We start from the raw sequence: 24,150 nt of genomic DNA, 5'->3' as shown, positions 1-24,150 counted from the left end.
GACGCGTGTTCCTGCGGAACAAGGTTTGCGACGATTGCCGTTGGCAATCTTAGACCCGCACGCGGGACGCAAACCTGAAACAGGCATAGCTGGAACAAACCCGGAACTTCTATTGCATCCCGTCGCGATCCCGGGCATATCCGCGTCATGCCCAAGCCGACTTCCGTCTTCGTCTGCCAGTCCTGCGGGTCCGTCCACGGCAAGTGGGCCGGGCGATGCGATGCGTGCGGGGAATGGAACACGCTGGTTGAGGAGGCGAAGTCGCAGAACGCCGCGCCCGCCCATAAGCGCCGCAAGGGGCGGGGCATGGAATTCGTGGATCTGGGCGCGCAAACGCGCGACGTGCCGCGGCTGATCACCGGGACCGGGGAGCTGGACCGGGTGACGGGCGGCGGGCTGGTGCCGGGCTCCGCGCTGTTGGTCGGCGGCGATCCGGGGATCGGCAAATCGACGCTGCTGCTGCAGACGGTCGGCGCGCTGGCCAAGCAGGGCAAGCGCGTCGCCTACATTTCCGGCGAGGAATCGGTCGGGCAGGTCCAGCGCCGCGCCAAGCGGCTCGGCGTGTCGGACCAGCCGGTCAACCTGGCCAGCGAAACCTCGCTCGGGGTGATCATCGACGGGTTGATGGCGACCAAGCCCGATGTCGTCGTCATCGATTCCATCCAGACGCTCTGGACCGACCAGCTGGGCGCCGCGCCCGGCACGGTCGCGCAGGTCCGGGCGTGCGCGCAGGAGCTGGTGCGCTTCGCCAAGAAGTCCGGCGCGACCGTGATTCTCGTGGGCCACGTCACCAAGGACGGCCAGATTGCCGGACCGCGCGTGGTCGAGCACATGGTCGATGCCGTGCTCTATTTCGAAGGCGAACGCGCCCATCAGTTCCGCATCCTGCGCGCGCACAAGAACCGCTTCGGCCCGACCGACGAGATCGGCGTGTTCGAGATGCGCGATTCGGGTCTGGCCGAAGTGCTGAACCCGTCGGCGCTGTTCCTGGACGGGCGCGGCGACGCGTCCGAAGGCTCCGCTGTATTCGCGGGGCTGGAAGGCTCGCGCCCCGTCCTGACCGAGATCCAGGCGCTGGTCGCGCCGGCCGCCTTCGGCACGCCGCGCCGCGCCGTGGTCGGCTGGGACAGCGGGCGGCTGGCCATGGTGCTGGCCGTGCTGGAAGCGCGCTGCGGGCTCAGTTTCGCGGGCAAGGACGTCTATCTGAACGTGGCGGGCGGCCTGCGCATCAACGAGCCGGCCGCCGACCTGGCCGTGGCCGCGGCCATCGCCAGTTCCGCCTTCGACGTCTCCCTGCCGTCCGACCTGGTCGTGTTCGGCGAGATCAGCCTGTCGGGCGAAGTCCGCCCCGTCAGCCGCGCCGACGCCCGCCTGAAAGAGTCCGCCAAGCTCGGTTTCGAACGCGCCCTCGCCGCGGCATCGCCGGGCCGCGACGAACGCAACGACAATGCCGCCCTGCCCGTCATCGCGATCCGCTCTTTGCGCGACCTCGTCAGGCGTGTAGAAGCCGCCGCAGAGCGCGGACCGGACACGCCGGAGAGCTGGGCCGCCTGATCATCTTTGTCCGGCCGGCGACAGGATGCCCATGCTTTCACTGCTTTCGGCCATCGATGCGGCGCAGCTCTCCATCGGGCCCTACAGTTTCAACGGCTTCGACACGGCCGTTCTCGTCCTGCTGCTGATCTCCGGCCTGTATGCGTTCGCCCGTGGTTTCCTGCGCGAAATCGTTTCCATCCTGGCGCTGGTGGTCTCGGCCGCCCTGACCCTGTTCGTCTACGGTCAGTTCCGCTTCGCGGTGCGGGGCATGATCTCGCCGCCGGAGCTCGCCGACGGCGTCCTGATTCTCGGCACGGGCCTGCTGAGCTATATCGTGATCGCCATGATCCTGTCGCGGCTGGGCCGGTCGGTCGGCGGCGACAGCCCCGGCTTCATCGACAGGTTGCTCGGCGGGGCGTTCGGCGTGGCCCGCGGTCTGCTGATCGCCGCCCTGTTCGTCATGTTCTGGTCGGCGGATTACCGCGCCTCGCAGGATGCGCAGGAATTCAACGACTATATCGCCGACAATCCGGGCGCGTTTCCACCCGACGTGGTCGCCCGAATGCCCGAATCCATGCGCGAGCAACTCGAGGCCGATCCAGACGAACTGCCGGGCCTGTTCGTGGATTCGACCTTCTATCCACTGCTCGAGCGCATCGGCGATTGGGTTCGGGCCTTGCCTTTTGCCGATATGCGCTCATATGCGCAGCGCATCAAGGATGGCGATCTGGATGGGATCGCCGAGGAGATCCGGTCATGACCGACGCCGCCCCCACTCCCGCGAACCCGGCCTGCGACGTTGAGGACGACAGGATCCGGGAGGAATGCGGCGTCTTCGGCGCGTTCGGCGTCGAAAAGGCCGCCAGCCTGACCGCGCTGGGCCTGCACGCGCTGCAGCATCGCGGGCAGGAAGCCTGCGGCATCGCCACGACGGACGGCACGCTGTTCCACACGGAACGCCATCTCGGCCTGGTCGGCGACAGCTTCACCGGGGCCGACCCGTCGGAGCGATTGCCCGGTCACATCGCCATCGGCCACAACCGCTATTCCACGGCCGGACAGCCCGTGCTGCGCGACGTCCAGCCGCTCTATTCCGAACTCAGCAGCGGCGGCTTCGCGCTAGCCCATAACGGCCATCTGACCAACGCCTACACGCTCAAGGATGCGCTGGTCGAAAAGGGCGCGCTGTTTCAAAGCACCTCGGACACGGAAGTGGTGATCCATCTCGTCGCGCGGTCGGGCGGCAAGACCTTCACCGACCGGTTCGTCTCCGCCATCCGCCAAGTGGACGGCGGCTACGCCTTCGTCGGCATGACCAAGGACTGCATGGTCGGGGCGCGCGACCGGTTCGGCATCCGCCCGCTGCTGATCGGCCGGATCGGCGACAGCTACGTGCTGGCGTCCGAGACCTGCGCCTTCGACATGGTCGGCGCGGAGTTCATCCGCGAGGTCGATCCGGGCGAGGTCGTCGTCATCAACGAGGACGGGATCCGCAGCTTTACCGCCTTTCCCAATGCCGAGCGCCGGCCTTGCATCTTCGAATTCGTCTATTTCGCCCGCCCCGACAGCGTGGTCGGCGGCAAGAGCGTCTATGAAGTGCGCAAGCGCATGGGGCAGAGATTGGCCGAGGAAACGCCCGCCGACGTGGACGTCATCATTCCCGTGCCCGACAGCGGCGTTCCGGCCGCGCTGGGCTTCGCGCAGCAGACCGGCATCCCGTTCGAGCTCGGCATTATCCGCAACCATTATGTCGGCCGGACCTTCATCCAGCCCACCCAGGGCATGCGCGACATGGGCGTGCGGCTGAAACATTCCGCCAACCGGGCCATGATCGAGGGCAAGCGCGTGCTGCTGGTGGACGACAGCATCGTGCGCGGCACGACCTCGACCAAGATCGTGCGCATGATCAAGGCGGCGGGCGCCAAGGAGGTCCATTTCCGCTCCGCCTCGCCGCCGATCCGGTACCCCGACCATTACGGCATCGACATGCCGTCCAAGGACAAGCTGATCGCGGCGAACTATTCGCTCGAGGAGATGACCCACATGCTGGAAGTGGACAGTCTCGGCTTCCTCTCCATCGAGGGGCTGTACTGGGCGATGGGCGAAGAGTACCGCGAAGACGCCGCCCCGCAATATACCGACCATTGCTTCACCGGCTGCTATCCGACGCCGTTGATCGACCGGGACCGCGAACGCGCGGGCGGCGGCAAGCAGCTCTCCTTCCTGGTGGAAGTGGCTTAGACCCGACATGTCCAGACCCCTCGAAGGCCGCATCACCCTCGTTACCGGGGCGTCGCGCGGCATTGGCTACGCCGCTGCGAAGGCGCTCGCCACGGCTGGATCGCACGTCGTCGCGCTGGCCCGGACGCAGGGCGGGCTGGAAGATCTGGACGACGAGATCAAGGCTGCGGGCGGCACCTGCTCGCTCGTGCCGATGGATCTGCGCGATTTCGACCAGATCGACCGGCTCGGCGGGTTGCTGCACGAGCGCTACGGCCGGTTGGACGGCCTACTCTGCAATGCAGGCGTGCTGGGCGACATCACGCCCGCCAATCACGTCACGCCCAAGGACTGGATGCGGATCCTCGACGTCAACATGACCGCGCCCTACCGGCTGGTCCGCTCGCTCGACCCGCTCTTGCGGCAGAGCCCGGCGGGCCGCGCCGTCTTCGTCACCACGTCCGTCGCCCGCAACCCCCGCGCCTATTGGGGCGCCTACGCCGCGTCCAAGGCCGGGATGGAAGTGTTCGTGCGCAGCTGGGCCGAGGAGATCGCCAACATCACCAAGATCCGCGTCAACCTGCTCAATCCGGGCGGGGTGGACACGCAGATGCGCGCCAAGGCCGTGCCGGGCGAGGACCGCAGCGCCCTGCCCCGCCCGGCCGATGTCGCGCCCCTGGTCGTGGAGATGCTTGCCCCGGATTACGCGGAACACGGCACGCTGGTGTCGTTTCGCGACTGGGCGGGAATTGAATAGGTCGCGCATCTCCTGCTAGGCTTTGCGTGAGGAGGAGATCATCATGAAGAGAATTCTAGCGACGGGCGCGAGCCTGATGGCCATCGGGCTCATGACGGGCTGCGCGACGGCGCCCGCCCTGCAGGCCCCCGCCCCGGCCGTGCAGACAATGGAGATGCCCCGCTATTCGGCGGAAAGCTTCTTCGCCACCACCAGCTACGGCCTGCCCAGCGGGGCCGGTCACACGTTCGGTCCGACCAGCGGCGACCTGCTCGTCACCTCCGATCTGTCCGGCGTGTTCAACGCCTACCGCCTCGATCCCGAGACGGGCGAGAAGACGGCGCTGACGAGCTCGACCGACAACGCCGTCAGCGCCCTGTCCTGGTTCCCGGAGGACGAACGCCTGCTCTACACCAGCGACCAGGGCGGCGACGAGCTGAACCACGTCTATGTGCGCGAACTGGACGGCGCGGTGCGCGACCTGACGCCGGGCGACGACGTCAAGGCGGCCTTCGGCGGCTGGGCGGACGACGGGAACAGCTTCTACGTCATGACCAACGAGCGCGACGGCAAGCATTTCGACGTCTATCGTTATCAAACAGACGGTTATGGCCGATCCCTCATCTACCAGAACGACGGCTACCAGGTCGATGCGGTCAGCGGCGACGGGCGATTCATCGCCCTGACCAAGAACCGCACCTCGGCGGATTCGGATGTCTATGTCGTGGACCGCTTCTCCGGCGGACCGGAGCCGAAGCTGGTCACGCCGCACGAAGGCAACATCGCCCATTCCGCCTATGGCTTCTCCGCCGACAACCGCACGCTCTACTACTCCACCAATGAAAGCGGCGAGTTCTCCCGCGCGGTCAGCTACGACCTCGCCACGGGCGACAGGGAAGATGCTTTCTCCGCGGATTGGGACGTCAACTATTTCGGCGAATCCCCGTCCGGGCGCTACAGCATCTCCATCATCAACGCCGATGCGTCGTCCGAACTGGAACTGACCGATACGCGCACCGGCCGCGTCGTGATGCTGAACGACCTGCCGGCGGGCGAAGTCCGCAACGTGCGCTTCAACGAGGACGAGAGCCGCATCGCCTTCATCCTGAACGGCGACCGGTCCCCGTCCAACATCCATGTCGCCGACATCGCGACGGGCGAGCAGATGGCGCTGACCGATGCGCTGAATCCCGAAATCGACGCCGACATGCTGGTGGACGGACAGGTCGTGCGCTTCGCCAGCTATGACGGGCTGGACATTCCCGGCATCCTGTACCGTCCCAAGACGGCTTCGGCCGCGGACCCGGCTCCGGCCTTGGTCTGGGTGCACGGCGGGCCGGGCGGGCAGAGCCGTCTCGGCTACAATCCGACGATCCAGCACCTCGTCAACCATGGCTACGCCGTCTATGCGATCAACAATCGCGGCAGCTCCGGCTACGGCAAGACCTTCTTCCACATGGACGACAAGCGCCACGGCGACGTGGATCTGAAGGACGTGGTGGCGTCGCGCGACTGGCTGGCCGAGATGGATTGGGTCGACGAAGACCGGATCGGCGTGATCGGCGGGTCCTATGGCGGCTACATGGTCGCGGCGGCGCTGGCGTTCGAGCCGGAAGTCTTTGACGCGGGCATCAACATCTTCGGCGTCACCAACTGGGTGCGCACGCTGGAGTCCATTCCGCCCTGGTGGGAGTCTTTCCGCGAAGCGCTCTACGACGAAATGGGCGACCCGGCGACGGACGCCGTGCGTCACCGCGCCATCTCCCCGCTCTTCCATGCCGAGAACATCGTCAAGCCGCTGCTCGTCGTCCAAGGCGCCAACGATCCGCGCGTGCTGCAGGTGGAGTCCGACGAACTGGTCGAAGCCGTCCGCGCCAACGGCGTGCCGGTGGAGTACGTCCTGTTCCCGGACGAAGGCCACGGCTTCCGCAAGCGGGAAAACCGCATCACGGCGTCGAACGCCTATGTGGCGTTTTTGGACGAGCATCTGAAATAGAGAATGTTCAATAAGCCTCCGCTCTCGCCGACTTGATCGGCGAGCCCATCACCCATCCGTTTCGGCCAGACGCGAAGGCAGGAGATGGACAGGCCGGTCAAGCCGGCCTGAGCGGATAGGACGTTCGGAGTTTATACCCAAAACCCAAAGCCACGGCTCTCGCCGACTCGATCGGCGAGCCAAGCCCCCCAAAATGTCCGTGTGTTAGAACGGCAGCACATGTGGAGGCCGATCAAGTGGACCTAGGCGGAAATCTCATGCTCGCCGCTAGTTCTCCAGCACGATCCGGTAGCGGGCCTGGCCTGATTCCAGCCGCTCCAGCGCCGCGTTGCACTCCGCCATCGGAAACGTTTCGATCATCGGCTTGATATCGTGACGCGCGCAGAATTCCAGCATGGTCGCGACCCTGTCGGGCGGGCCGGTGTCGGAGCCCGACACGACGCGCTGGCCGCCGATCAGCAGGCCCGCCGGAATGTTCATCGGTTCGGCCACGACGCCGACGGTGATGAGTTTGCCTTCCGCCTTCAGCGCCCGAAGATAGAGCGGCCAGTTCAGGCTGACATTCACGGTCGAGAGGATGAAGTCGAACCGCCCGGCTTCGGCCTTGACCGCCGCGTCGTCGCGGCTATTAACGATGCGCGATGCGCCCAGGCGGCGCAGCTCGTCCTCCTTGTCCAGGGACGAGGTAAAGGCCGTCACCTCGCAGCCCCAGGCCCGCGCGAACTGGACCGCCAGATGTCCCAGGCCGCCGATCCCGATCACCCCGATCCGGTCCGTCGGCTTCAGGTCGAAATCCACGAAGGGCGCGAAGACGGTGATGCCGCCGCAGAAGAGCGGACCGGCCGATTGCGTATCGATCCCGTCGGGCAGAGGGACCGCCCAGACATGCTGGACCCGGATCCTGTCGGCGAAGCCGCCATGACCGGCAATGGTCGTCGTGCCCGTCCGACAGCGCTGTTGCCGTCCAGAAAGGCAGGGCGGGCAATGCAGGCAGCTATGGGACGTCCAACCGACGCCGACCAGGCAACCGGCTTCGATATGGGTCACGGCCGAGCCGGTATCGACGACCTCTCCGATGATTTCGTGTCCCGGCACGAGCGGATAGCGGCTCGACCGCCAGTCATTGTTGATCATCGACAGGTCGGAATGGCACACGCCGCAAGCCGTGATCCGGATCTCGACCTCATCCGGCCCGATCGGGCCGGGGTCGTAGGAAAACGGCACCAGCTCTCCGTCCGGCTCCATGGCGGCATAGGCGTTGAAATCTGTCATGGTCGGCCCCTCACCCTCTTGTCAGTCGCGCTTGTTGTTGGGCGTACGGCGCACCCGGCCCGTCCGGTTCTTTTCGTGATAGGGGTTTTCGTCGGCCTTGACGATCAGGCGGATCGGGATACCGGGCAGATCAAAGTCTTCGCGCAAGCCATTGACAAGATAACGTTTATAGCTTTCCGGCAAGCGATCGGCGCGGGAGCATTTCAGCACGAAGGTCGGCGGCCGGGTCTTGGTCTGGCTGATGTATTTCGGCTTCACCCGGCGGCCCGCCACGGCGGGCGGTGTATGCTTGGCGACCTTTTCCGACAGCCAGTCGTTCAGCTCGGACGTCTTCATCTTGGCCGACCAATCGTGATGGACGCGCTCGATGGCGGGCAGCAGGCGATCCACGCTTTTTCCGGTCAGGCCGGAGAACATGACGACCGGAACGCCGCCGAACTGAGGCAGCAGGCGCCCGGCCATTTCGCGCAGCGCCTTGGACGCCTCACTCTTGTTCTCCACCAGATCCCATTTGGTCACGCCGATCACCATGGCGCGCCCTTCCCGTTCGACCAGCGAGGCGAGTTGCAAATCCTGTTTGTCGAAGGGCGAGGTCGCATCCATCAGCAGGACGACGACCTGGGCGAAACGCAGCGCCCGGATGGTGTCCGACACGGACAGCTTTTCGAGCTTTTCCTGCACCTTGGCCTTCTTGCGCAGTCCGGCCGTGTCGTGGAACTGGACGCGTCGGCCTTGCCAGTCATGGTCGATCGTGATGCTGTCGCGCGTCACGCCCGCTTCCGGACCCGTCAGCAACCGGTCCTTGCCGATCAGCGTGTTGATGAGCGTCGATTTGCCGGCATTCGGACGGCCGACGATGGCGATGCGCACGGGCGCCTCGGATGTATCGGTCTCGTCCTTTTCGGTCAGGTCGATCCCGCGCAGCGCCATTTCCACCGCGTCGTCCAGGTCGACCATGCCGATATTGTGTTCAGCCGACACCTCGATCGGGTCGCCCATGCCCAGCGACCAGCCGTCGGTCACGCCGGCATCCGCCGCGCTGCTTTCGACCTTGTTGGCGACCAGCACGGTCGGCTTGCCGCTGCGCCGCACGAACTCGGCGAAGGTTCGGTCGAGCGACGTCACCCCAGCCCGCGCATCGTAGACGAACAGCACGAGGTCGGCATCCATCACCGCGCCTTCGGTGCCGGCGCGCATCCGGGCTTCGAGCTTGTCGCCCTTGGCGTCTTCGTACCCGGCCGTGTCGAGCAGGGTCAGAGCATCGCCGCGCAGCTTGGACTTGGCCTCGCGCACGTCGCGCGTGACGCCGGGCGTGTCGTCCACGATGGCGAGCTTCTTGCCCGCCATGCGGTTGAACAAGGTGGATTTGCCGACGTTGGGGCGGCCGACGACGGCTATCCGGGGCGCGCGGATGCGGTCCGGTTCAGCTGCGCCGTCCGCCTCGGTCTCCGGCGCTCGGTCTTCCGTCACCGCAGCGCGATCAGCTTGGCGTCGTTGTTGAGCAGGTAGACGGTCTGATTGGCGATGATGGGCGGCACCATGACGGCCTTGCCGATGTCGCGTTCGCCGAGGATCGATCCGTCATACGGGCTGACGATCAGCAACTGGCCTCGGCTCGACGCGATGACGAGGCGTTCGCCCGCCAGGACCGGTCCGGACCAGACGATGCGGTCCTTGCGTTTCTCGGGCTTGCGGAAGGTCTCCAGCTGGCGGATCCAGACAACGGAACCGTCGATCTTGGACAGGGCCGCCAGTTTGCCGTCCGTCGTGACGGTGAAGATGAAATCGCCCGCGATCCACGGCATGCCGATGGAGCCGGCCGGCTGGGTCCAGACCCGCTGCCCGGTGCGGAAATCGAAGGCCGTCATCACCCCCGACTGTGCCGTCGCGACGACGTAGCCATCCGCGATGGCCGGACCGAAGGCGATGTCGTTCAGCGCGGCCAGAGGCGTCAGCCGCGTGGACGAGGCCAACGCGTCCTGCCACAGCACGCCGCCATTCTGCACCCGCAGCGCAACGAGTTCGCCGGAGGAGAACGGCGCGATCACGACGTCGTTCATCACGGCGGGGGCCGGAACCGTCAACATGCGTGCGGTTTCGACGATGCCCTGATAGGTCCACAGCACCGCACCCTTGTCGCGCGCATCGAAGGCCATGATCTCGTTGTCGTCGGTAACGGCGAAAACGCGGCCATTCGCGACGGTCGGGGCGGAATGAATCGGGACGCGGATGCCCTTGCGCCACAATTCCTGGCCCGTCGTCGCGTCGAGCGCCGTCAGCACGCCCAAGCCGGAGGTCACGTAGAGAACGCCGTCGTCGAAGGCGACACCGCCCCCGACACCGTCCCTGTCACGGCTGGAGCCTTCGAAGATGGATCGCGGATCGCGAATGCGGTCGATGATGGACCTGCTACGCGTGCGCGTGCGCTCGCTCTCCGTGATCTTGACTTCGTATTCCCAGAGCCGGTCGCCGCTCGTCTCGCTGAAGGCACGGACCGTATTGCCGGAATCCTTGACGTAGATGACGCCGTTCGCGATCACGGGCGGTGCGGCGATGAAGCCCTTGCGATCAGAACCGTCGCCGACATCGCGCGACCAGATGCGCTCCAGCGGGCCGGATGCGCCCGTATGCTGCACCACGTGCGAAACGTTGCCGCCGACCTGCGGCCAGTCCGTGTTCACATAGGCCGGCGGCAGAACGATCTGGTCCGGTGTGACCGCACCGCCAACGCTCAGCGTGTCGTTGAGCTCCAGGATCGAGATGCGCTCGTCCGCGCCGGCGACATCGCCTTGGTCCGGGCCGTCGCCGCCGTCAAACGGGTTGAGCCTGTCCAACGTCGCACACCCGCCAAGCAGCAGGACCGCCGCCGCGGCGACGCCGGCCTGTTTCAAATGGGATCCGAAATTCATCGTCATTCTTTCCTCGCCTCTTCAAGCTCCGCCGCGTCGGGCTGTGGGGCCGTGTCGGCAGGCGCGGGCAAGATGGGTGTTTCGTCAGTGGTGCGGTCCGTATTCATCAGGACCAACGCCTGTTCCGCCCGGCGGGATATCGTGTTCGGCACGCCCGGCACGGTATCCAGATAGGCGAACTCGCTCCGGGCCCGTTCCGTATCGCCCTGGTTCAAGGCCGCCGTGGCGAGCAGTTCGCGGGCGAGGAATTCATAGGGCGCGCCTTCCTGGGCCAAACTCGACGCGCGCTGTTCGACATCGCTCCAATCGCCGCGATTGGCGACGATGTAGGCGGCCTTGAGCGCAGCGAGCTGCGCATGACGCTCCAGGTCGAACCGGTCCGCGGCGGAGTCGTACAGACGAACGGCCTCGGCTTCGTTGCCCTGTTCGGACGCGATGATCGCCGCGCGCATGAGGGACAGGCCGGCATATCCGTTCGGCGCGACGTCCGCGAGCGACAAGAAGGCGCTGCGGGCCGCATCGGCTTGTCCGTCCTGCAACAGGCGGTCGGCTTCGAGATAGTCGAGCGAGGCGGCGCGCGCCGTGCGGTCCGTGCTGATCTCGCGCCATTCGACATAGGCCACGGCGGCGACGATCGCGACGAGAATGCCGATGATGAGCGGTCCGAAGCGGCGCAGGAAACGTTGAAAGTCGTCCTTGCGAAGTTCCTCTTCGACTTCGGAAATGAAATCGACCATGAATATTCCAGTCTAGTGCCACCCTTCACCGCCGCCTTCGTTAGATAGGGCTGGTCCGGTCTGGGGCTCGCTCTAACTTTCCGTCCGCGCACCCGCAACCGCAAACGGCATGACGTTTCGGTCAGAGTGCGACGGGCGTGGTCACCAAGAATGCCTCCTGGCGGATTTGGTCTGGAATGCATCATACGACCCTCAAACCGGCCGCACCGGATGGGAGACGGATCCCGGGTCGAACCCGGTATGAGGCCGGAAGAACAGATGGAAAGAAGACCTGTCCCCGCCATTCATTGCCGGGGACGATGACGAGCTCAAGGCCAGGCAATCAAACAAACCCTAATCCTTGAAGACGTAGAGGTTTTCCTCGCGCGGGAAACGCCGGGCATGGACATCGTCCGCATAGGCCCCGACCGCCTCGTCGACCATGTCGCGCATCCGGCCGAACTTGTGCACGAACTTCGGCACGCGTTCGAACAGGCCGAGCATGTCCGGGGTCACGAGGATCTGTCCGTCGCAGCCCGCCGACGCCCCGATGCCGATGGTCGGAATATCCACCGCTTTCGTGACGCGGTCGGCGATATCGGCCGAGACACCTTCCACCACGACCGCAAAGGAGCCGGCCTCGGCGGCAGCTGCGGCATTGCGAAGGATTTCGTCCGCGACGACCTGCGTCCGGCCCCGCGCGCGGAAACCGCCCAGCACATGCATGCTCTGGGGGCGCAAGCCGACATGGCTCATGACCGGAATGCCGCGTTCGACCAGATAGGCGATGGTCTCGGCCGCGTAGGAACCGGACTCGATCTTCACGGCCTGGCAGCCCGTTTCCATCATGACGCGCGAGGCCGACGCAAAGGCCTGGTCCGGCGTCCCTTCATAGGACCCGAACGGCAGGTCCACCACGACCAGTGCCGAGCGCGACCCGCGCATGACCGCCTGGCCGTGCAGGATCATCATCTCCATCGTCACTCCGACCGTGCTCGGCAAGCCATGCACGACCATCCCGACCGAATCGCCGACCAGGATCAGGTCGCAATGCGGATCGAGGATTTCCGCCGTCGGCGCGTCATAGGCGGTGAGGCAGACGATCGGATCGGCGCCCTTTCGCGCCGTGATCTGCGGCGCCGTCAGGCGTCGGGTCCGCTTGATCGGCCGTGAATGCGGACGTTGCGGCAGATCCTGGGGCCGGGCCGACACTACAGGTCCGCCAGCTGGTCGCGCGGAAAGTCGTAAACCGCATCCGCCCCGGCCCGGATCGATTCGAGCAATCCGTCCGCCGTCGGCATGATGCGCAGCGCATGATAGCGGGCGAGACTGGCCATGGCCGCCGATTGCGGGTCGCCAGCCAACAGCCCGCGCGCGACGGCCTTCGCCAGCAGCGATCCGCCGACGATCTTGCCGCACAGTTCTAGATAGGTCGTCGCAACGCCAAGCGCATCCACTTCGGTCGCGTTCAGCACGATGTCGGTCGCGGTCGCCAATGTTTCCAGTCCGCGTTCCACCGCGGCCGCGCAGACCGACAGATCGACATCGTCGCGGCCGGATGCATCCTTCACCGACGTGACCGCTTCGCGCAGATCCGAGATGAGCGCGCGCATGGCCTCGCCGCCGTCGCGGCGCAATTTGCGCCCGATCAAGTCGATCGCCTGGATGCCGTTCGTACCTTCGTAGATCGGTGCGATGCGCGAGTCCCGGTAATGCTGCGCCGCGCCGGTTTCCTCCACGAACCCCATGCCGCCATGGACCTGCACCGCGATGCTGGCGACATCCACGCCCGTGTCCGACCCGAACGCCTTTGCGATCGGCGTCAGCAGGCCTTCGCGCGCAAGGTCCCCCAGATCGGCCGCTTCGGCGGTCGCGAAACAGATCGTCCGCGCGCCCATCAGCTTGGCCTTCATGTCGATCAGCATGCGCCGCACATCGGGATGGTCGATGATGGGCGCACCGGGTTCATGGCCCGGCGGCACGCCCTGCACGCGCTCATGCGCATAGTGCAGCGCCGCCTGATAGGCGCGTTCGCCGATGGCGACGCCCTGCACGCCGACGAACAGGCGCGCCTCGTTCATCATGACGAACATGGACGCGAGCCCCCGGTCGACCTCGCCGACCAGATAACCGGTCGCGCCGTCGAACTCCATGACGCAAGTCGGGCTGCCATGGATGCCCAGTTTATGTTCTAGCCCTATCGCCCTGAAATCATTGCGCTCTCCGAGCGAACCATCGTCGCCCACGAGATATTTGGGGCAGAGGAAGAGCGATATTCCGCGCGAGCCTTCCGGACTGTCGGGCAGGCGCGCGAGAACCAGATGCACGATGTTGTCCGCGCAGTCATGATCGCCCCAGGTGATGTAGATCTTCTGGCCGGTGATCGCATAGGTGCCGTCGCCCCTGTCTTCCGCCTTGGTTCGCACCGGCCCCAGATCCGATCCGGCCTGCGGCTCGGTCAGGCACATGGCGCCGGTCCATTCCCCAGCCAGCATCTTGGGCAGATAGGTGTCCTTGAGCGTTTCGGACGCGTGGGTCTCGATCGCCTTGATCGCCGAACTGGTCAGCATCGGACACAGGCCCAACGCCATGTTGGCGGCGTAGATCATTTCGTTGGTCGCGACGCTGACCGCGCTGGGCAAGCCCATGCCGCCGATCTCGCTTGGCAGTGAGACGGTCTGCCAACCGCCTTCGACGAATTGCGCATAGGCGTCCTTGAAGCCGGGCGACGCGGTGACGTCGCCGTCTTTCAGTGTGGCCGGATGCTGGTCCCCGTCCCAATTGGTGGGCGCGATCACGTCCCGCGCGAAGTCGGCGGCACCGCCCAGAATCGCATCCAGCAGATCGGGGGACGCTTCCTCGAACTCACCTTGGCTGTTGATGTCGTCCAGCCTGACGCCGTGACGCAGGAGGTAGCCGATCGCATTGACGGGCGGGGTGAAGCTCATCGAATAATCCTTTGCGAGAATTGCATCCCGCTTATGCCATGTCGGCCATGTCGATGTGTAGGAATATTTCGCCGCATCCGCACTTGCCGACGCTTCGGGCGCAGGACTAAGGAAGCCGTCATGCCACGCCATGCTTTCACAGTCATATCGGCCATCTTCCTGACCGCTTGCGGTGGCGGTGACGATGGCGGCGCCGCCGATCCGCATACGACCATACCGCCCGCGGTCACGGACATGACGAACCTGGAGCGCGGGGCGATCCTCTACAAGCGCTGCCGCGCCTGTCACACGCTCGGCCAAGGCGAGCGGCACAAGGTCGGTCCGAACCTGTGGGGCATATACGGTCGGACGGCCGGAACGCGGGAGGATTTCAACTATTCCAACGCGATGGCCGGGTCGGAGATCGTATGGTCGGACGAAACCCTGTCCGCCTACATCGAGAACCCGCGCGACTACATTCCCGGAAACCGGATGAGCTTCGCCGGACTGCGCAAGGAAGCCGACCGCGACGCCTTGCTGGAATATCTGCGCGCCGAGACGGGCGGCTAGAACTTCCGCCAATAACCGATTTTCCAGCCGCCTTCTAAAACGGCGCTCCGGCCGCCGACGACCGAGGTGTAGCCCAGTTCGATGAAGTCCTGCTTCCGAATGCGGTAGACCCCGCTGGCTTCCATTTCCCAACGGCTCTGGCGACCGATGTCGAAACCCGCATATTCACCCGGTTCGATGTTCGTATGGCGAAGTTTGGCGAGCAGCTGGGTGCGAGAGAACGGATCGGCGCCGACCGTTAGCTGTGCGCTCGTCCCGGCATGGCGCCCCGCCAGTGTCATCCGCCCTGCCAGCTGGAGTTCCGCAAAGGCATTCCGGCCATATATCGTCCGGCTTTCGCCCCACAGACCTCGCAACTCCAACGCGGATTCGCGGTTTTCGAGGGTCAATAGCTCCTCCGGCAGATCGATGCTGCTGACATAACTGGCCGACAGGGCGACGGCGTGGCCTTCACGGCGGCTGAGCTGGTATTGCAGACCGGCCGAAACAGACGACGGTTCGGAAAAGGCGATGGCCAGACCGGGTTGATCGATTTGCGTATCTTGCCAGTCGAACGTTCCGATCAAGGCCAGACGCGAAGTCAGTCCGAGATTGCCGTAAGTCTGAACGATGCGCTTGCTGTAGATGTCGAGGCCGAACCGGTCGCCTTGGTCGTCGATCGCTTCCGACGCCTCGGCGAAGATATAGCCGGTGATCAACTCGCCTCCCCAAGGGACGGGGTTCCAGGCCGAGGCCCAGGCGTGACCGGCCTGAACCAGGATGAGGGCACTCAATCCAAGACGTTTTCTCCATCCACCCACTCAGGCCCCATATTCGCCTCGCCTCGCCCGGGTCAAATGCTATAGCGCTAAGAATGCGCGCGGATCTGGACAGGCGAAGACCCTCATGAAAATTGCCTTCACGGCCAGTCAAAAGCCCGGCGCCAAGACGTTGATGGACGGGTTCGTCGGGTTGTACGGCAATCACGACGCCGGAGACGCCGACGTGATCGTGCCTATCGGCGGCGACGGCTTCATGCTCAAGACGTTGCGCCGCAACATGTCCCTGATCCGCCGCGGCCTGCCCGTCTTCGGCATGAACCGCGGCACGGTCGGCTTCCTGATGAACCGGATAGAAATGGACGACCTGCCCAACCGCATCCAGCAGGCCAAGAGCGCGACCGTGTCCCCTTTGCGCATGGAGGCCGTCGCGAAAGGCGGCAGCATATCGGAACTCGCCTTCAACGAAGTCTCTCTGTTCCGGCAGACGCAGCAGGCAGCGCATATCGGCATCGCGGTGGACGGGTTGACCCGGCTCGATCGCCTGATCGCGGACGGTGTTCTGGTGGCGACACCGGCCGGATCCACGGCCTACAACCTCTCGGCGCATGGCCCCGTTCTGCCGCTGGGCGCGGACATCCTCGCCCTCACGCCGATCAGCTCCTTCCGCCCTCGCCGTTGGCGCGGAGCCTTGCTGCCCAATGCGGCGCGCGTCCGGTTCGAGATCATCGACCCCGAATTGCGTCCGGTCTCCGCCGCCGCCGACAATCAGGAAATCCGCCATGTCCACAGCGTCGAGATCGAGCAGGACCACGAGACCAAGCTGACCTTGCTGTTCGATTCGGATCACGGTCTGGACGAACGCATCCTGCGTGAGCAGTTCGCGACCTGACGCTATGCTGGAAGCTGTTGCGGCCCCAGGCCTGCATCAAGCCAGTCCTCCCAGATCTCGCCGAAAATGTCGGACGCCGGATGGCTGGCGATACGTTCGGCCATAAGGCGCTGGAAACGCTCGCGCGACACGGCCGCCCCACTGCGTTCGAGATCGCGGAACGCGTCCGCACTCGCCGCGATCAGCATGCTGGACGCCTCGCCGAGCCCGGCTTGTCGCAACAAGGCGTCGAGCGCGAAACTGCGCGCATCCATGACCATCAGCCCGGCTTTGGTCGGTGATATGCCGGCGCGCACGGCCAAGGCCAATTGCACGAAACGCCAATCCCCCTGACCGGCCGCCCGTCCGATGATCGTTTCGGTCAGACCACCCGATTCGGACAGTGCGGCGACATAGGCCTGCAGCGCATTGGCCGACCAGTCGGACACCGCCCATCGCGCCTTGCTGCGTTCGCCGGTATGTCGCGCGATCCGCGCATGATCGGACGTGTCTGGGCGCAAGGCTTCGTCGACGCGGCCGACCTGTTGGTCGATCAACCGGACCGCCAGATCCTGCGGCATGTCCTGCCGCCGCAATGCGGCTTCGCGGATGAGGTCGTCAGTCTCGGCAAACGCAACCATACGCGCGGCATCGTCCTTGGATATCAAGGCGGAATCGTTTGCGGCCAGAGTGGCGACCGCAGCTTTGTCCCCCAGATCGATGACGGCATGGCTGACCTTGCGCGACAGCCTGTTGCGGCTGGCGACGGCTTGGGCCTTTCTACCGGCACGGGATTCCAACGCCGCGATCAGGTCGTCATCCGTCACGACCGGCGAGGACGACAGGATCGGGACTGCGATGCTGTCGACATCGTTGATCAGGCGGTTGGCCACGTCGCGTGGCAGGTTCGGGGACAGTCTCAGCGTGACGGCCAAGGCACGCCGGACCTCTTCGGTCACATCGCGTGACAAAGCGTCGAATATATGGCTGGACAGGCGCCGCTCGGAATCTGTGAGCGGAAGGTCGCGGACCATGCGGCCGATGGCCTGCGTGGCGAGCGCCCGCGCCTCGGTCGTCGGTCCGGAAATCGCCGTCTCGATCATTTCGGTCGGCACCGGGCCCAGCGACACGCCAATCTCCTTGAAGTCGGAAGTGGCAAGCTAGTCGGACAGGGTTAATCGGGCCTTACCCGGGCACGATCGTCACATGGAATTTCAGTGGGGATGGTACCGCCTCTTGGTCTCGAACCAAGGACCTCCTGCTCCACAAGCAGGCGCTCTAACCAACTGAGCTAAGGCGGCATACCGATGCGAGGCGACCCTTTAGACAAGGGTCGCTCACGCTTCAAGCCACGAATACGCGGAAATCGCCGTGCAGGTCTTACGCGTCGGCAGGAATATCGAGCTGTTGGAAGCCGCGGCTGCCGAGCTTCTGCTGCGCCGTGATGTAGTCTGACAGTTCTCGCGCGCGCCGTTCCGGCGTCGGGTGCGTGGCCAGGAATTCCGGACCGCGCGATCCGCCGCTTTCCGCGCCCATCTTCTCCCACAGGCGGACGGCCTGATACGGATCGTAACCCGCTCGCGCCATGTAACGCGCGCCGAGCTGGTCGGATTCGAGTTCCTGACGGCGGCCATATGGCAACACGACGCCGAGCTGGAAGCCCATGCCGAGCGCGGCTTGCAGATATTGGGTGTTGCGACCGGCACTCCGCATGCAGTCGTTACGTTCACGCTGGGACCGAGCTTGACGGCAACGTCTTTGCAGTTGCGATCCGGCCAGCATCGTGCCGCCCGCGATGGCGAGCTGTCCCAGCATCATCTGGCTGTAGCGCTCGCGTGCGTGAGCGCCTGTCACGTGGCCAACCTCGTGGCCCATGATGGCTGCGATCTGATCGTCATTGTCGGTGAAATCCATCATGCCTTTGAAGAACCCGACCCGGTTGCCGGGCAGCACGAAAGCGTTCTTCGTGTTCTGGTCGAATACGGCATAGTCCCAATTGCGATTGGCCTGGCCGGCACCGCGCGAGACGCGCGAACCGATATTGCGCAAACGTCCAGCATAACGCGGATCGTTCGTCGTCGGCGTCTGTCGGCGGACTTCGTTCCAACTCTGCTGTGCGGCTCGCGCCAGATCGGCCTCGCTAGGGGCGAAGGCCAGAAGCTGGGACCGGCCCGTGACGGGATTCGTCGTACAGGACGCCAATCCACCCGCAGCCGTCGCCGCACCGGCGACACCGGCATATTTGAGGAATTTGCGGCGGAACATCAGCTGCGGATCGGCGGCCGCGACGGCTTCGTTTGCGGGTGTCTGATGGGTGGTACACATGGTCGGGCTCTCCGGCAGGACATGAAGGCAGGACGTCGGGTCTGATATTAAACGATCCTGTCATCCTTATCGTTCCGTTCCCGCCCTGGACCCGATGACATGGAGGGAAAGCGTTTCGCGTGTTATGGCCGGAGTCGGGCACGAAACCGCTCTGAATGAAGCGGGCTCCGCAAGAAATTGCACAACACATTCCGGGATGGTGCGTTAACGTTACCGCAGTTCAGGAGAGAAGCATGGCCATATCGGATCCCGTAATCGACGCGCAGACACCGGCAGCGGATTTCACCATCCGGCAGATGTGGGACCGCTATACCGATGAGGAGCACAAGGTCTGGGACACGCTCTATGCGCGGCAGATCGACATCCTCAAGGACCGTGCGGTCGAGGAATTCCACACGGGGCTCGGGCTCTTGGATCTCGGCTCCGGCGGCATTCCCGATCTCGACGTCATCAATCCGAAACTGAAGGATCTGACCGGTTGGGAGGTCGTCATGGTCCCTCACCTCGTGCCGGACGACGTCTTCTTCGACCATCTGGCCAATCGCCGCTTTCCGTCCGGACGGTTCATCCGGAAACCCGACCAGCTGGACTATCTGGAAGAACCCGACATATTCCACGACATTTTCGGCCATGTGCCGATGCTGACCCTGCCCACTTTCGCCGACTACATGCAGGCCTATGGCCAAGGGGGGCAGCGAGCGGACTCGCTCGGGCGGCTGAAGGAACTGGCACGGCTTTACTGGTACACCGTCGAGTTCGGCCTGATCAGAAAACCCGAAGGTTTGCGGATCTACGGGGCCGGCATCGTCAGCTCGGCCGGCGAGACACCCTTTTCGCTGGAAAGCGACAGTCCGAACCGGATCGCCTTCGATCTGGAACGCGTCATGCGCACGGACTACCGTATCGACGATTTCCAGCAGCTCTATTTCGTGATCGACAGCTTTGAACAATTGCTGAGCGCCACGCAGCAGGATTTCGGACCGCTTTACGAACGGCTGGCCGCGGATGCGACCACGTTCGGCCTGACGGACTTGACGGATGCCGACACCGTCATCGCCCATGGCACGCAGGAATATGCGCGGATGCGGGCCGCCGACGCGGCCGAATAGCCTTAGCCTTCCAACACAGCTCTGATCGCATCCAGAGCGGCGTCGGCTTTGTCCGGCTGGCTGCCTCCGGCCTGCGCCATGCCCGGCTTGCCACCCCCGCGACCGCCGACTTCCGCCGCGCCGGCATTGACCAGATCGACAGCTGAATAATCGCCGGTGAGGTCGTCCGATACGGCGACCGCCACTGCGACCTTGCCCTCGTCGCGCGCAACGAATGCCACCACGCCCGTTCCCAATTTGTCGATCTGTTCGTTCAGCATGGGCCGCAATTCCTTGCCGCCAATGCCGTCCAATACGCGGCCGACGAAGGGCACGCCGCCAATCTCTTCAGGGCCCGCGGCTGCGCCGCCATTCCCGCCGAGCGCCAATTGCTTGCGCGCTTCGCCCAGATCCTTTTCCAGCTGCTTTCGCTCGGCCAACAGCGCTTGGATGCGCTCCGGTATGTCCTCCGGTTTGGCCTTGAGCCGATCGGCGGCGGCACGGGCCAGTCCGGCCTGCTCTTCCAGATAGCGGCGCGCCGCTTCGCCCGTGACGGCTTCGACACGGCGGATGCCCGCCGCGACGGCACCTTCGGACAGGATCTTGAACAAGGCGATATCGCCTGTCCGCTCAACATGCGTTCCACCGCACAATTCGACGGAATAGTCCGTGCCGTCTGGATCGGTGCCCAAAGACAGGACCCGGACTTCGTCGCCATATTTCTCGCCGAACAGCGCCATGGCGCCCGCCTCGATCGCGGCATCCGGCGCCATGAGTTGGATTTTCGCCGGCGCGTTCTGCTGGATCACCGCATTCACTTCGTCTTCGACCTTGGCCAGCTCTTCGCGTGTGATCGCGCCCCCATGGCTGATATCGAAGCGAATACGGTCGGCATCGACCATCTGGCCTTTCTGGGTGACATGATCGCCCAGCACGCGGCGCAGCGCTTCGTGCATGATGTGTGTGGCAGAATGATTGCGCTTGGTCTTTTCGCGCCAATCCACATCGACGGAGATCACCGCACTGTCGCCGACGGAAATCTCGCCGGTCAGCGTTCCGATGTGAACGTGCAGATCGCCGGCTTTCTTTTGAACGTCGCTGATTTCGACGCGCGCGCCATTGTCGAAGTCGGCCACGCCATGATCCCCGGCCTGCCCGCCGCTTTCCGCATAGAAGGGCGTTTCGCGCGTCAGGAACATGACCGGACCGGACACGGCACGGTCGATCCGCCGGTTATCCTGCATCAGGGCGACAATTTCATGCGTCTCGGACAAACGGTCATAGCCGGTGAAAGCGGTCGGACCGGCCTCTTCGCGCAGAGCCTTGAAAATATCGTCTGCATCGGAGCTTCCGAAATTGCCACCATCGGCCTGGCTTTGCGCCCGCTGTTTCTTCATCGCCGTTTCGAACCCATCGGTATCCACGCCGATTCCGCGACCCCGCAGTGCATCCTGCGTCAAGTCGAGCGGAAACCCGTAAGTGTCGTAGAGCTTGAAGGCCGTTTCACCGGACAGTTCGTCACCTTCGGACAGGCGGGCCGTCGCATCGTCCAGAAGCCCCATGCCGCGGCCAAGCGTGCGGCGGAAACGCTCCTCTTCCTGCTGGAACGTAGCTTCGATGCTGGCTTGGGCGCGCCTCAGCTCGCCGAACGCATCGCCCATTTGTGCGACCAACGTCGGAACGAGCCTGTGCATCAGGGGCTCTGGCGCACCGAGCAGATGAGCATGGCGCATGGCGCGCCGCATGATGCGTCGCAACACATAGCCGCGCCCTTCATTGGACGGGCTGACTCCGTCGGCCAGAAGAAAGGAGCAGGACCGCAAATGGTCGGCGATGACACGGTGGCTGAACTTCGCCTCGCCTTCCGCCTTCACGCCCGTCAGATCGACGGACGCCCCGATCAGGGTTCTGAACAGGTCGATGTCGTAATTGTCGTGTTCGCCCTGCATGATGGCGGCGATGCGCTCCAAACCCATGCCCGTATCGATGGACGGTTTGGGCAGATCGGTCCGGCGTCCGTCCGCGTGGCGTTCGAACTGCATGAAGACGAGGTTCCAGATCTCGATGAAACGGTCGCCGTCTTCATCTGGCGATCCGGGCGGGCCGCCGGGGATCCCAGGACCATGATCGAAGAAGATTTCGCTGCTTGGCCCGCAAGGACCGGTATCGCCCATCGCCCAGAAATTGTCGTCCGTGGCGATCCGGATGATCCGGTCGTCGGGCAGACCTGCAATCTTCTTCCAGAGATCGAAGGCGGCATCATCCGTATGGTAGATCGTGACCAGGAGCTTGTCCTGCGGCAGGCCGAATTCCTTCGTCACCAAATCCCAAGCCTGACTGATCGCGCGGTCCTTGAAATAGTCGCCGAAGCTGAAATTCCCAAGCATCTCGAAAAACGTATGATGACGCGCCGTATAGCCGACATTGTCCAGATCGTTGTGCTTGCCGCCCGCGCGGACGCACTTTTGCGAGGTCGCGGCCCTTGGGCTCTCCGGCGTACGGGCGCCGGTGAAGCTGTCCTTGAACGGGACCATTCCGGCATTGACGAAAAGCAGGGTCGGATCATTGTCCGGCACCAGCGGTGCCGAGGGCAGCACGGCATGCCCGTTGCGGCCGAAATAGCCGAGAAACTGGGACCGAATGTCTGCAAGCGATGTCATGCGCGGCCCTATAGGCAGGCCGGACCGCGGTTCCAAGCCGGGAGTGCAATCGGGTGGCGAACCGCCTTTGTGCAAAATGTGTCCGAAGTCACTGCCTAGGACTGGAACCCGCTTTTATAACGCACGTTAAATTACCGCAGTCGAAGTTCTCATCCCTGCCTGCCGTCCAGGCGTCAGAGACGAAAGCTTTCGGGTGCCCGGGGATCCGGCACACGGTGGACGGACCGTGCGTGTTATCCGAACCCCCGGACGAAATCGACTGGCCTTTCCGCTGGACGGATATGCGGAACAAGCGAGTCGAAAAAGGACGCGGACTGCTCTCGCAGTCCGCGTCCCGATTACCAAGCCGGACATGTATCCAGCCTGAACTGCAATCGACAGTGCCGGCTTAGGCGCCGAGCCCCAATTGGGGTTCCGAACCGTTGTCTTCAACCTGTTCGTCGGTCGGCATCAGCAGCTCGTCATCCAGCAAACCCTTTTCACGCAAGATCTTCTGTTCGATCTCCGCCATCATGTCCGGATTCTCGATCAGGAACTTGCGCACGTTCTCGCGCCCCTGACCGATCCGTTCGTCGCCATAGGAATACCATGAGCCGGATTTCTGGATCACATCGGCCAGCACGCCCATGTCGATCAGTTCACCGGTCTTGGAAATGCCTTCGCCGTACATGATGTCGAATTCGACCTGGCGGAAGGGCGGCGCGACCTTGTTCTTGACGACCTTGACGCGCGTCTGGTTGCCGACGACCTCGTCGCGGTTCTTGATCGCACCGATGCGGCGGATATCGAGACGGACGGAGCTGTAGAATTTCAGCGCATTGCCCCCCGTCGTGGTCTCAGGCGAACCATACATCACCCCGATCTTCATGCGGATCTGGTTGATGAAGATCACCATGCAGCCCGATTTGGAAATCGACCCGGTCAACTTACGCAGCGCCTGGCTCATGAGACGGGCCTGCAAACCTGGCAGGGAGTCGCCCATGTCGCCTTCCAGTTCGGCACGCGGCGTCAGGGCCGCGACAGAATCGATGACGAGGATATCGACAGCGCCGGAACGAACCAGCGTGTCGGCGATCTCCAGGCTTTGCTCGCCCGTGTCGGGCTGCGCGATCAGCAATTCGTTGACGTCCACGCCCAGCTTGCCTGCATAGACCGGGTCGAGCGCGTGTTCGGCGTCGATGAAGGCCGCAACGCCGCCCGCCTTCTGGCATTCGGCGATGGCATGGAGCGTCAGCGTGGTCTTGCCGGACGACTCCGGCCCGTAGATCTCGATGATCCGGCCCTTGGGCAGGCCGCCGATGCCGAGCGCGATGTCCAGACCAAGCGAACCGGTGGAGACGCTTTCGACATCCATGGACGTCTTATCGCCCAACTTCATGACCGAGCCTTTGCCGAAGCTCCGGTCGATTTGGGACAAAGCCGCATCCAGGGCGGCTGATCTGTTCTTATCGGTCGCCTTTTCGACGACCTTGAGGGGGGTGGTGTTTCTCGCCATGAGAACTACTCCGATCGCGGGGTTTCCGGAGCCCTTCGGTCCCCCATGAAAGAAACGGCTTCTAATGGACT

19 protein-coding genes and 1 tRNA gene are annotated in these 24,150 nt (G+C 64.3%); 8 read left to right on the top strand and 12 right to left on the bottom strand.

Annotated features, from left to right (window positions below; all coding sequences use genetic code 11):
• Positions 1-147 precede the first annotated feature (147 nt).
• From radA to Q0718_RS10600, 5 genes are read left to right on the top strand one after another with little or no spacing between them, the layout of a single operon-like run.
• The gene (radA, locus tag Q0718_RS10620; RefSeq protein ID WP_298917503.1) at positions 148-1,554 is read left to right on the top strand and encodes a DNA repair protein RadA; all 1,407 of its coding nucleotides are present in this window, start codon (positions 148-150) and stop codon (positions 1,552-1,554) included.
• 31 nt (positions 1,555-1,585) lie between these two features.
• Positions 1,586-2,296 carry a CvpA family protein gene (locus Q0718_RS10615; protein ID WP_298917500.1) on the top strand — a complete coding sequence of 237 codons (711 nt, stop codon included), beginning with the start codon at positions 1,586-1,588 and terminating at the stop codon, positions 2,294-2,296.
• Positions 2,293-3,777, top strand: a complete 1,485-nt coding sequence (gene purF / locus Q0718_RS10610; RefSeq protein WP_298917497.1) for an amidophosphoribosyltransferase — start codon at positions 2,293-2,295, stop codon at positions 3,775-3,777. Before Q0718_RS10615 ends, purF begins: the two co-directional genes overlap by 4 nt.
• A gap of 7 nt (positions 3,778-3,784) precedes the next feature.
• A complete protein-coding gene (locus tag Q0718_RS10605; RefSeq protein WP_298917495.1) occupies positions 3,785-4,513 on the top strand; it encodes an SDR family NAD(P)-dependent oxidoreductase in 729 nt (242 codons plus the stop codon).
• A 43-nt stretch (positions 4,514-4,556) separates the two neighbouring features.
• Positions 4,557-6,488, top strand: coding sequence for a S9 family peptidase (locus Q0718_RS10600; protein WP_298917492.1), 1,932 nt, complete (start codon positions 4,557-4,559; stop codon positions 6,486-6,488).
• A gap of 267 nt (positions 6,489-6,755) precedes the next feature.
• On the opposite strand, the gene Q0718_RS10595 is transcribed toward Q0718_RS10600, so the two are convergent.
• The 6 genes from Q0718_RS10595 to Q0718_RS10570 form a co-directional block, all read right to left on the bottom strand.
• Positions 6,756-7,760, bottom strand: a complete 1,005-nt coding sequence (locus Q0718_RS10595; RefSeq protein WP_298917489.1) for an NAD(P)-dependent alcohol dehydrogenase — start codon at positions 7,758-7,760, stop codon at positions 6,756-6,758.
• A gap of 21 nt (positions 7,761-7,781) precedes the next feature.
• Positions 7,782-9,230 (bottom strand): ribosome biogenesis GTPase Der, encoded by a 1,449-nt coding sequence (gene der, locus Q0718_RS10590; protein ID WP_298917486.1) that lies wholly within the window; start codon positions 9,228-9,230, stop codon positions 7,782-7,784.
• Complete coding sequence (locus tag Q0718_RS10585) at positions 9,227-10,669, bottom strand: PQQ-like beta-propeller repeat protein (protein ID WP_298917483.1); 1,443 nt, start codon at positions 10,667-10,669, stop codon at positions 9,227-9,229. Before Q0718_RS10585 ends, der begins: the two co-directional genes overlap by 4 nt.
• A 2-nt stretch (positions 10,670-10,671) precedes the next feature.
• The gene (locus Q0718_RS10580) at positions 10,672-11,406 is read right to left on the bottom strand and encodes a tetratricopeptide repeat protein (protein ID WP_298917480.1); all 735 of its coding nucleotides are present in this window, start codon (positions 11,404-11,406) and stop codon (positions 10,672-10,674) included.
• Between the two features lie 333 nt (positions 11,407-11,739).
• Positions 11,740-12,549, bottom strand: a complete 810-nt coding sequence (panB, locus tag Q0718_RS10575) for a 3-methyl-2-oxobutanoate hydroxymethyltransferase (protein ID WP_366523874.1) — start codon at positions 12,547-12,549, stop codon at positions 11,740-11,742.
• 47 nt (positions 12,550-12,596) lie between these two features.
• Positions 12,597-14,333, bottom strand: a complete 1,737-nt coding sequence (locus Q0718_RS10570; protein WP_298917475.1) for an acyl-CoA dehydrogenase — start codon at positions 14,331-14,333, stop codon at positions 12,597-12,599.
• A gap of 120 nt (positions 14,334-14,453) precedes the next feature.
• Here Q0718_RS10570 and Q0718_RS10565 point away from each other — a divergent pair, with 120 nt between their 5' ends.
• Positions 14,454-14,882, top strand: a complete 429-nt coding sequence (locus tag Q0718_RS10565; RefSeq protein ID WP_298917472.1) for a cytochrome c family protein — start codon at positions 14,454-14,456, stop codon at positions 14,880-14,882.
• Here Q0718_RS10565 and Q0718_RS10560 read toward each other — a convergent pair.
• Positions 14,879-15,655: a hypothetical protein gene (locus tag Q0718_RS10560; RefSeq protein ID WP_298917469.1), complete on the bottom strand. Its 777-nt coding sequence runs from the start codon at positions 15,653-15,655 to the stop codon at positions 14,879-14,881. The genes Q0718_RS10565 and Q0718_RS10560 overlap by 4 nt on opposite strands.
• A gap of 112 nt (positions 15,656-15,767) precedes the next feature.
• On the opposite strand from Q0718_RS10560, the gene Q0718_RS10555 reads away from it, so the two are divergent.
• The gene (locus Q0718_RS10555) at positions 15,768-16,532 is read left to right on the top strand and encodes an NAD kinase (RefSeq protein WP_298917466.1); all 765 of its coding nucleotides are present in this window, start codon (positions 15,768-15,770) and stop codon (positions 16,530-16,532) included.
• Between the two features lie 2 nt (positions 16,533-16,534).
• Here Q0718_RS10555 and Q0718_RS10550 read toward each other — a convergent pair whose 3' ends face one another.
• The 3 genes from Q0718_RS10550 to Q0718_RS10540 all read right to left on the bottom strand — a co-directional run bounded on the left by Q0718_RS10550 (position 16,535) and on the right by Q0718_RS10540 (position 18,836).
• Positions 16,535-17,641 (bottom strand): DUF2336 domain-containing protein, encoded by a 1,107-nt coding sequence (locus Q0718_RS10550; protein ID WP_298917463.1) that lies wholly within the window; start codon positions 17,639-17,641, stop codon positions 16,535-16,537.
• Positions 17,642-17,735: 94 nt separating this feature from the next.
• A tRNA-His gene (locus tag Q0718_RS10545) sits at positions 17,736-17,812 on the bottom strand.
• A gap of 79 nt (positions 17,813-17,891) precedes the next feature.
• Positions 17,892-18,836 (bottom strand): M48 family metallopeptidase, encoded by a 945-nt coding sequence (locus Q0718_RS10540; protein ID WP_298917459.1) that lies wholly within the window; start codon positions 18,834-18,836, stop codon positions 17,892-17,894.
• 233 nt (positions 18,837-19,069) lie between these two features.
• Between Q0718_RS10540 and phhA the strand changes: the two genes are divergently transcribed.
• Entirely contained in the window at positions 19,070-19,945 is an 876-nt protein-coding gene (phhA, locus tag Q0718_RS10535; RefSeq protein WP_298917456.1) for a phenylalanine 4-monooxygenase, read from the top strand.
• Between the two features lie 2 nt (positions 19,946-19,947).
• On the opposite strand, the gene alaS is transcribed toward phhA, so the two are convergent.
• Together alaS and recA are read right to left on the bottom strand one after the other, a co-directional pair.
• Positions 19,948-22,584 (bottom strand): alanine--tRNA ligase, encoded by a 2,637-nt coding sequence (gene alaS / locus Q0718_RS10530; protein ID WP_298917453.1) that lies wholly within the window; start codon positions 22,582-22,584, stop codon positions 19,948-19,950.
• A gap of 388 nt (positions 22,585-22,972) precedes the next feature.
• Positions 22,973-24,079: a recombinase RecA gene (gene recA / locus Q0718_RS10525; protein ID WP_298917450.1), complete on the bottom strand. Its 1,107-nt coding sequence runs from the start codon at positions 24,077-24,079 to the stop codon at positions 22,973-22,975.
• Positions 24,080-24,150: the final 71 nt, after the last annotated feature.

Source organism: uncultured Algimonas sp. (genome assembly GCF_947498175.1).
Classification (GTDB): Bacteria; Pseudomonadota; Alphaproteobacteria; order Caulobacterales; family Maricaulaceae; genus Litorimonas.
Note: the sequence above shows the minus strand (reverse complement) of the source record. Positions and strands in the feature narration are given on the sequence as shown.